Source organism: Limnohabitans sp., assembly GCF_044361645.1.
Taxonomy (GTDB): domain Bacteria; phylum Pseudomonadota; class Gammaproteobacteria; order Burkholderiales; family Burkholderiaceae_C; genus Limnohabitans_A.
Genome location: NZ_JBIKIL010000148.1, coordinates 1 through 8,496, shown reverse-complemented (window position 1 = coordinate 8,496; position 8,496 = coordinate 1). Strand labels below are relative to the sequence as shown.

At 61.0% G+C, this 8,496-nt stretch carries 9 protein-coding genes; 3 read left to right on the top strand and 6 right to left on the bottom strand.

Annotated elements, in window-relative coordinates; genetic code table 11:
• Positions 1–98: 98 nt before the first annotated feature.
• The 6 genes from ACIQ39_RS17295 to ACIQ39_RS17270 all read right to left on the bottom strand — a co-directional run bounded on the left by ACIQ39_RS17295 (position 99) and on the right by ACIQ39_RS17270 (position 5,598).
• On the bottom strand, positions 99–266 hold the full coding sequence (locus tag ACIQ39_RS17295) for a hypothetical protein (protein WP_396435837.1): 168 nt from the start codon (positions 264–266) through the stop codon (positions 99–101).
• 11 nt (positions 267–277) lie between these two features.
• Entirely contained in the window at positions 278–1,351 is a 1,074-nt protein-coding gene (locus tag ACIQ39_RS17290) for a YeeE/YedE thiosulfate transporter family protein (RefSeq protein WP_396435836.1), read from the bottom strand.
• A 9-nt stretch (positions 1,352–1,360) separates the two neighbouring features.
• Positions 1,361–2,311: a sulfurtransferase gene (locus tag ACIQ39_RS17285; RefSeq protein WP_396435835.1), complete on the bottom strand. Its 951-nt coding sequence runs from the start codon at positions 2,309–2,311 to the stop codon at positions 1,361–1,363.
• A gap of 137 nt (positions 2,312–2,448) precedes the next feature.
• Positions 2,449–3,756, bottom strand: a complete 1,308-nt coding sequence (locus tag ACIQ39_RS17280; protein ID WP_396435834.1) for an MFS transporter — start codon at positions 3,754–3,756, stop codon at positions 2,449–2,451.
• Positions 3,757–3,863: 107 nt separating this feature from the next.
• Positions 3,864–5,387: a YifB family Mg chelatase-like AAA ATPase gene (locus tag ACIQ39_RS17275; protein ID WP_396435833.1), complete on the bottom strand. Its 1,524-nt coding sequence runs from the start codon at positions 5,385–5,387 to the stop codon at positions 3,864–3,866.
• Positions 5,388–5,463: 76 nt separating this feature from the next.
• Positions 5,464–5,598: a hypothetical protein gene (locus ACIQ39_RS17270; protein ID WP_396435832.1), complete on the bottom strand. Its 135-nt coding sequence runs from the start codon at positions 5,596–5,598 to the stop codon at positions 5,464–5,466.
• 207 nt (positions 5,599–5,805) lie between these two features.
• Here ACIQ39_RS17270 and ACIQ39_RS17265 point away from each other — a divergent pair, with 207 nt between their 5' ends.
• From ACIQ39_RS17265 to ACIQ39_RS17255, 3 genes are read left to right on the top strand one after another with little or no spacing between them, the layout of a single operon-like run.
• A complete protein-coding gene (locus ACIQ39_RS17265; protein WP_396435831.1) occupies positions 5,806–6,486 on the top strand; it encodes a TorF family putative porin in 681 nt (226 codons plus the stop codon).
• A 40-nt stretch (positions 6,487–6,526) separates the two neighbouring features.
• The gene (gene glnK / locus ACIQ39_RS17260) at positions 6,527–6,865 is read left to right on the top strand and encodes a P-II family nitrogen regulator (RefSeq protein ID WP_396435830.1); all 339 of its coding nucleotides are present in this window, start codon (positions 6,527–6,529) and stop codon (positions 6,863–6,865) included.
• Between the two features lie 22 nt (positions 6,866–6,887).
• Positions 6,888–8,315: an ammonium transporter gene (locus ACIQ39_RS17255; protein WP_396435829.1), complete on the top strand. Its 1,428-nt coding sequence runs from the start codon at positions 6,888–6,890 to the stop codon at positions 8,313–8,315.
• Positions 8,316–8,496 lie beyond the last annotated feature (181 nt).

Genomic DNA, 8,496 nt, shown 5'->3' with positions numbered 1-8,496 from the left:
GATTTTTCCTTACGATACGGTAAGGAAGAATAGCCATCCAGCACCGATCGGTCAAGCCTGTACGGTTGAGGTGTAAGGCTGGGGTCTGGCTTTCATCCTCACTTCGCCATCGAGCAATGCCCACCACTGGTAGCCTGGCCAGAACCCGCCGCAATCAAAGGCGGTTCGTTGCGCAGGTCCACCGGGGCCGAGACCATGAAGTCCCAGCTCAAAAAGGCGGCCAGGCCGAGCCAGAAAACCGCTTGCAACTTGTGTGTGTGGCGCATGCGGTTCTCCTTCAAAACTGGTAGTGGCGACGCACGCGCACACCAATGAGCGTGCCCGCAAAAGCCAGGGGCACCCAGATCCAGCCATGCAAGCTGCCGGTGGAGATGCCGCTGAGCATGGCGCCAATGTTGCAACCAAACGCCAGGCGCGAGCTGTAGCCCATGACGAATCCGGCCACCAAGCCAATCACCCATTGCTGGGTGGTCAAAGGCGTGCTGTTGGACGCGGCTTTGGCCGAGACCCACAGCGCGCCGCCCAAAATACCGATGTTGGTGATGGTGGTCACGTCCATGAACACGGTTTGGCTCAGGCGCTGCGCGTTGCCCGCCTGGCCCCAAAAGGCGTTGGCCGTGGGGTCAAAAGCGCCCAGCGCCACCGACACCTTGGCGGCCCACAGGCCAAAGCCGTACACCACGCCCCAGGGCTGCCCGGCCAGCAGCAAATTCAAGGTGGCCAGCACCGCCAGCGCCACCGCACCCCAAACCCAGCGCTTGTCCAGCCAGGTTTGGCCCGCGCCCACCCACAGGCGCACCGCCACCAATACCGCTGCCAGCAAAGCCAGCGTCAGGGCCAGTGCACCGCCTGTGCCGTATTCGGCTGAAAAGCTGACCGGGGCCATTTGGCCCAACGACAGCCAACTGTCCAGGTGCACCGAGCCCAAGAAGCTGCCCAAGGCAAACAACGGCAAGATGCCCATGTTGAGCGGCACGCCCAAGCCGGCTTTGTACAAAGTGCCCGAGCCACAACCGTCGGCAATTTGCATGCTCAGCCCGAACACGAAGGCACCCACCAGCAGGCTCACGCTGGGTGGCCCCAAGGCGGCTTGCAATTCAGAAAACTGCCCCATCAGCGGCAAGGCGGCCAAGCTGGCCAGCGCCAGCAGCAGCACTTGGCCGCTCACGCCTTGCGGGTTGCGCTGCTCGATCAGCTGACGCCAGCCGGTGGTGTAACCAAAGCGCGCACCCGCCAAAGCCGCGCCCATGCCCACGCCCACCAACATCAGCACCGCCTGGCGGATGGACACGGCCAGCGCCAAAAAGAGGAAGAAGGCGGCCAGCAGGGCCGTCAAGGGCAGGCGTTGCATGGCGCAGGCTTATTTGAAGGTTCTCTCGGCCCAGAACTTGGCGTCGATCATCAGCTGTTTGGGGCGGCTGGGCACATTGGCCATGGGCAGGCCGTTGGGGTCTTTGGACCACTCGACCATCGAACCCGCATAAAGCTTCACGTTCTTTTGGCCCAGCACTTCGGACATGGCAAACCAGTTGGTTGCAGCCCAATGGCCGGTGTTGCAAAAGGACACGGTCTCTTTGGCCGGATCGATGGCGCTGGACGCCGCCACTTTTTGGGCCTGCTCGGTGCTCACAAAGGTGGAGGTGCCGGGGGCAAACCATTTGTCGTGCTCCACGTTCACCGCGCCTTGCAAGGTGCCGGGCACGCTGGCCGCCACGTGGCGGGTGTCGCCCTTGAAGAATTCGGCTGGGCGAGCGTCGATCAAGGCGGCGTCACCCGACTTCACGCGGGCCACCAGCTCTTCTTTGGTGGCCACCAGGCTGGTGTCAATTTGCGGCTGGAAGCTGCTCGCCGCCACTTGCACAGACGCGTTGTTTTGCGGCAGGCCCGCTGTGGTCCAGGCTTTCACGCCGCCGTTGAGCACCGACAGGTCTTTCAGGCCCAGCACCTTGAGCGTCCAGTACACCCGGGCTGAGGCCCCAAAGTCGGTGGCATCGGCGCCGCTGGAGACCACCACAGCATGCGTGCTGGGCGTGAGGCCCAGGCTTTGCACCAGGCTGGTCAGCTTGGGCAGCTCAGGCAACTCGCCAGGGTTGTTGGCCGGGCCGCGCCAAGTGCCATAGGGCGCATTGACTGCGCCGGGGATGTGCTTGGCCGCGTACGACTTGGGGTCGCGGATGTCGATCACGCGCACGTTGGCATCTGACAGTTTGGCTTGCAGCTCGGCAGGGCTGAGCAAGGCTTGGGTCGCCCATGCCGAAGCCGAAAAAGCCACGGTGGACAAAGCAAAGAGCAAGGCAGAGGTGCGTTTCATGGTGTTCATTCCCAATCAAGGTGATTCAAAGATGGCGCGATTGTGGCCAAGGGCCTCAGGCATGGGAACGATTATTTAGTTGGTTATATATGCCGATGCAGATATAAAGCACGGCTGAGCCCCCCGGGGCGCAACGCTCAATCGCGAGTGGAATGGCGCGCCTTCAAAGCGTAACGCTGCGCTGTCCACAAAGCGGCGGTGCCCAACAAGCTGGCGGTCAGCAGCCACCACAGCGCCAAGGTGTAGCCGTGCTGGGGTGACCACAGCAAGCCCAAAACCAGCGGCGCGGCAGCCCGCGCCAGTGCAATCGGCAAACCCAACAGGCCATTGAGCTGGCCCACGTGGCTGGCGCTCACGTACTGCGCCATGGCCGTGCCCTTGACGATGGTGTTCATGCCGTTGCCCAAGCCATACAGCAGCACAAACAACAGCGAGGCCAGGGGGCTGAGCCCACCGATCAGCAAGGCCACGATGCCCGCCGGTATGAGCACAGTGATCCAGCGGTTGGCGGCGTGCACATCCCAATAGCTTTCAAACACAAACAAGACCAGCCGCCCAAGCACCTGTATGACGCCAATGGCCGCCGGAATGGCCAAGACCCATACCGGGGACAGGCCCGACTCTTGCAGCAAGGCAATCATGTGCGCGGGCAAGGCCGAGGTCACCGCCATGGTCAGCACCATGAACCCGGCCAGCAGCCAAAACGGTGCGTGGCGCAGATGCTCTCGCACCGGCTCCGGCACTGGCACTGGCACTGGCACAGTCACGGCGTTGGCCTGCACCCTGGCCTGATGGGATGGCGCTGACGCCGTGCTGCCCGCTGTGGGGCATGGCGCGCTCGGCTGCAGAGGCTTTGGCGCACTTTGCAGCAACCAGCTGTGCAAAGGCAAGCACACCAAAAACTGCAGTCCAGCCAGCGCCCACAGCGCTTGACGCCAACCCCACAGCTCCATCCACCAAGCAAAAAGCGGGATGAACACCGTGCTGGCCAGCCCGCCCAGAAAAGTGAGTGTGATGATGGCGCGCCGAAAGTCTTGCGCAAAGCGTCGCGTGAGCACCGCAAACGCCGGGTTGTAAAGCGTGGCCGCCATGCCCAGGCCCAACCAGATCCAGGCGGCATAAAAACCGGCCACCGATGTCACAAAGCTGTGCCCGACCAGCCCCAAGCCCACCCACACCGAGCCCCAGCTCATCACCCGGCGTTCGTGTCCGGCATCAATCCAGCGCCCCACGCGGTAAGCCATCAACCCCTCGGCCAGCAGTGCCAAACTGAAAGCCAAAGACGACTCGGCCCGACCCATGCCCAACTCAGCCTCTAGGGGCTTCATGAGCAAAGAGAAGGTGTAAAAAACACTGCCCCAGGTGATGAGCTGGGGCAGCGACAAGCCAAGGCTGAAAGGTCCTAAGGCCGTGGGTTGGGTGGAAAGCTGCGACGCAAAAGGCATGTCCTCATTATGTGGTTTGTACGTGAAGCTTTCATGCGCTGGACGGTGCCAAAAAGGGCCTGACACACGCCCCTTTGCGCAGCAGGTTTGGTCGGCGACAAGATTCACTATGAGGTGAACAGCCCCCGTCTGTACTGAATCGCCTCGGCCACATGCGCCGTGTCAATGACTTCAGCAGCCGCAAGGTCTGCAACCGTGCGCGCGACTTTCAGCACACGGTGGTAACTGCGTCCTGACCAGCCCAGCTTGTCCATGGCACTGCGCAGCAGTTTGCGGGCCGCATCGGTGGGCGCGGCCAGCTGATCCAGGTCACCCACAGCAAGGGCTTGATTGGCTTGGCCTTGTCGCTGCATTTGCAGTGCGCGGGCGGCCACCACGCGGGCACGGATGGCATGGCTTGCCTCGCCAGTGGGGCCGCTGGAGAGCTCCGTGCTGGTGAGCGCGGGCACCGTGATTTGCATGTCAATGCGGTCCAGCAGCGGCCCCGAAATTTTGCCTTGATACCGGGCGATCTGGTCGGGCGTGCAGCGGCATGGCTTGGTGGGGTGCCCCAGATGGCCACACAGGCACGGATTCATCGCCGCCACCAACTGAAAGGCGCTTTCAAAGCGCACCTGCCGCGCGGCCCGTGAGATGGTGATGTGCCCAGACTCTAGGGGTTCGCGCAAAGTCTCCAGCACCTTGCGGTCAAACTCGGGCAGTTCATCCAAAAACAACACGCCTTCATGGGCCAGGCTGATTTCCCCGGGGCGAGGGTTGCCACCACCGCCAACGAGTGCCACCGCACTGGCGCTGTGGTGCGGTGCGCGAAAAGGGCGGCGCTTCCAGTCTGAAAGCGCAAAGCCACTGCTGGAGAGCGAAAGCAAAGCCGCACTCGCCAAAGCTTCGCTGCTGGTCATGGGCGGCAACAAGCCCGGCAGCCGCTGCGCCAGCATGGACTTGCCTGCACCGGGTGGCCCCACCATGAGCAGTGAATGTTTGCCAGCTGCGCAGATTTCGAGTGCCCGACGCGCCTCGCCTTGCCCGCGCACATCGCGCATGTCGGGGAAAGTGGCTTCTTGCGCAGTCGGCGCACTCTGAACGCGTGAGAGTTTTTCTTCGGCACTGTCCGGCAAAAGATGTGCGCACACGCGCAGCAAATGCGTGGCTTCGTACACCGCCAGACCCTCCACCAAGGCGGCTTCGGTGGCACTGCCAGTGGGGAGAATCAAAGGGCGCTGCTCGTTTGCGCCCTCTTTGCTGATGGCATAGGCCATGGCGAGTGCACCCCGTATGGGACGCAAGTCACCCGACAAAGACAGCTCACCGGCGTATTCATATTGCTCGGCCTCGGCCAAAGGCACTTGCCCACTGGCCGCCAAGATGCCAATCGCAATGGGCAGATCAAAGCGGCCCGACTCTTTGGGCAGGTCGGCCGGGGCCAGGTTCACCGTGATGCGTTTGTTGTGCGGAAACTCCAAATGGCTGTTTTGCAGCGCAGCCCGCACCCGGTCTTTGCTTTCGCGCACTTCGGTGTCGGGCAGGCCCACGATGGTGAAGCTGGGCAGGCCGTTGGCCAAATGCACCTCGACCAAAACGGCAGGCGCAGACATGCCCGAGAGGGCGCGGCTGCGGATGGTGGCGAGTGTCATGTCTTCCTCCCGTTATTTTTTAAAAGCAGTGTAGAGGAAGACAGGCGCAAGCCTGCTCAGAGAGCATCTAAAGGTGTCAAAAGCGTGAGCGGCCACACAGCAGCGGGGCGTCTGCTCGCAGATCCAGCGTGGTGCTGGGCAAGCCGTTGGCCATGTGCACCGCGACGGTGAGGCCCAGGGCTTGCAGGCCGGCCAAGTCAGGGCTGTGCACCAAACTGAGACCTGCGCGCCTTTTTCGCCCTGTTTTGGTGCGTTTGTGGCCCTGGCATGCGCACGGCCCATCCAGCGCCTGTTGTTGGCCATGCCAGCACGCACAGAGAGCGAGCGCATGGGGGAAACCCCGAGTCTGGTCTGAAAAATGAAGTTGGCACGCTCTCTGCTTGATGGGTGTGTCTTTTCTTCACTTTTGGAGTTTTTCATGAAATTTGTATCTCAAAAATCCTTGTTGGTGTCTTTGTTGGCGGTTGTGCCTTTTGTGGCCAGCGCGCAGTTGTCCAGCAACATCGCGTTGACGACCAATTACAAATTCAGGGGCCAGGATCAGGACGACAAATCCAGCAAAAACTTCAAGCCTGCTTTGCAAGGCGGTTTTGACTACGCCTTTGGCAACGGTTTGTATGTGGGCAACTGGAACTCCAGCGTGAGCTGGTTGGCTGGCAATTCGCTGGAAATCGATGTGTACGGCGGTTACAAGGGCGAACTGAGCCCTGGCTTGGGCTACGACGTGGGCGTGCTGACCTACGCCTACCCTGGCGCTTCTTCTGCCAACACCACCGAGGTCTACGGTGGCCTGAGCTACGGCCCCCTGTCTGCCAAATATTCACAGACCGTGTCGAGCAAGTACTTCGGTGGCTCCAAGGCTTCTTATTTCAACGTCGGTTACGCCACCGAACTGACCACAGGCCTGACCTTAAAAGCGGCTGTGGGCATGACCAACTTCAAGTCTGACACCGATTTCTCGGACTACAGCGTGGGTTTGACTTACGACCTGGGCGATGGCTACAGCTTGAGCGGTGCCCAAGTGGGGGCCACCAAAAAAGCGGATTTCAATGGCCTGAACGACAACCGCTTTGTGTTGACCCTGTCCAAAGCCATGTGAGCCAGAACCCACCCATTCACATTCAAACCAAGGAGCCATCATGAAACTGGTGACAGCCATCATCAAACCCTTCAAGCTGGACGAGGTGCGTGAAGCACTTTCGGGTATCGGCGTGCAGGGCATCACCGTGACCGAAGTCAAAGGCTTTGGCCGTCAAAAGGGCCACACCGAGCTGTACCGCGGCGCTGAATACGTGGTCGACTTTTTGCCCAAAGTGAAGATCGAAGCGGCCGTGTCTGACGACTTGGTCGATCGCGTGATCGAGGCCATCGAAACCGGTGCCCGCACCGGCAAGATTGGTGACGGCAAGGTGTTTGTTTACAACTTAGAGCAAGTGGTTCGCATCCGCACGGGTGAAACCGGTGCCGAAGCGCTTTGATGGATCAGAAAGAGAGTCATATATGAAAAAACTGTTTGTCTCACTGGCCTTGGGCCTGAGTCTGTTGGCTGCGGGTCCCATGGCCTTGGCCCAGACGCCTGCAGCCGCCGACACCCCGGCGGTTGTGACGCCTGCGCCAGCTGCTGCAGCCGATGCCGCACCCGCCGTGCCAGATGCTGCGGCACCTGCTGCCGAAGCGGCCCCGGCCGCTGTCAAAGAAACCGTCGACAAGGGTGACGTCACCTGGATGATGATCTCCACCGTGCTGGTCATCATGATGGTCATCCCCGGTCTGGCGCTGTTTTATGGCGGCTTGGTGCGCAGCAAGAACATGCTGTCTGTGCTGATGCAGGTCATGGTGGTGTTTTCGCTGATCTCGGTGCTTTGGGCCGTTTATGGCTACAGCTTGGCGTTTGGTGGAGAGGGCCTGATTTACGGCAACTTTGACAAGCTGTTTTTGATGGGCGTGACGCCCGATTCGCTGGCGGCCACCTTCACGCCTGGTGTGATGATTCCTGAGTTCATCTTCATCGCTTTCCAGTGCACCTTTGCAGGCATCACCTGCGCGCTGATCGTTGGCTCCTTTGCCGAGCGCATCAAGTTCGCGGCCGTGCTGTTGTTCTGCGCCATATGGTTCACCTTCAGTTACCTGCCCATTGCACACATGGTCTGGGGCGCTGGTGGTTACTTGTTTGACAAAGGTGCCTTGGACTTTGCAGGCGGCACGGTGGTGCACATCAATGCGGCCATGGCCGGCCTGGTGGGTGCTTACGTGATTGGCAAACGCATCGGTTATGGCCGTGAGGCCATGGCGCCGCACAGCCTGACCTTGACCATGGTGGGTGCTTCCTTGCTGTGGGTGGGTTGGTTCGGTTTCAACGCGGGCTCCAACCTCGAAGCCAACGGCGGCACCACATTGGCCTTCATCAACACCTTGATGGCCACGGCCGCGGCTGTGTTGGCTTGGTGTGTCGGTGAAGTCTTGAGCAAGGGCAAGGCCTCGATGCTGGGCGCTGCCTCTGGTGCGGTGGCCGGTTTGGTCGCCATCACCCCCGCTTGCGGCACGGTGGGCGTCATGGGCGCCATCGTCATCGGTACAGTCTCGGGCTTCTTGTGTCTGTGGGGCGTGACTGGTCTGAAGAAGATGCTGGGCGCGGACGACTCGCTGGACGTGTTCGGTGTGCACGGCGTGGGCGGCATCGTGGGGGCGCTGTTGACAGGCGTCTTCTCGGCCGCTTCGCTGGGCGGCATCAAAGACGGCGACTACTCGATTGCCAGCCAGTTGTTGGTCCAAGCCGAAGGCGTGATCATCACCATGGTCTGGTCTGCAGTGGTGGCCTACGTGACCTTTAAAATTGTCGACATGCTGGTGGGTTTGCGTGTCACCGAAGAAGAAGAGCGCGAAGGTCTGGACATCTCCTCACACGGCGAGACCGCCTACCACGGCTAAAATCGGTCACTGCAAGTTTCATTGCAAAGGGTGGTGAAAGCCACTCCCTCATCAGCCCGCAGCGCTTCGGCCCTGCGGGCTGTTTCTTGTGCGCCCAGCATGGGCGCACTCCTACGGGTGCAAGTCCCGTCGCAAGTTGATCACGACGAGCGAAGTGAAGCGCAACTGCATGAGGGTGACC

Excerpts from the sequence above, each read along its gene's own strand:
- ACIQ39_RS17295 (WP_396435837.1), bottom strand. The coding sequence starts at position 266 with ATGCGCCACACACACAAGTTGCAAGCGGTTTTCTGGCTCGGCCTGGCC.
- ACIQ39_RS17290 (WP_396435836.1), bottom strand. The coding sequence starts at position 1,351 with ATGCAACGCCTGCCCTTGACGGCCCTGCTGGCCGCCTTCTTCCTCTTT.
- ACIQ39_RS17285 (WP_396435835.1), bottom strand. The coding sequence starts at position 2,311 with ATGAAACGCACCTCTGCCTTGCTCTTTGCTTTGTCCACCGTGGCTTTT.
- ACIQ39_RS17280 (WP_396435834.1), bottom strand. The coding sequence starts at position 3,756 with ATGCCTTTTGCGTCGCAGCTTTCCACCCAACCCACGGCCTTAGGACCT.
- ACIQ39_RS17275 (WP_396435833.1), bottom strand. The coding sequence starts at position 5,387 with ATGACACTCGCCACCATCCGCAGCCGCGCCCTCTCGGGCATGTCTGCG.
- ACIQ39_RS17265 (WP_396435831.1), top strand. The coding sequence starts at position 5,806 with ATGAAATTTGTATCTCAAAAATCCTTGTTGGTGTCTTTGTTGGCGGTT.
- glnK (WP_396435830.1), top strand. The coding sequence starts at position 6,527 with ATGAAACTGGTGACAGCCATCATCAAACCCTTCAAGCTGGACGAGGTG.
- ACIQ39_RS17255 (WP_396435829.1), top strand. The coding sequence starts at position 6,888 with ATGAAAAAACTGTTTGTCTCACTGGCCTTGGGCCTGAGTCTGTTGGCT.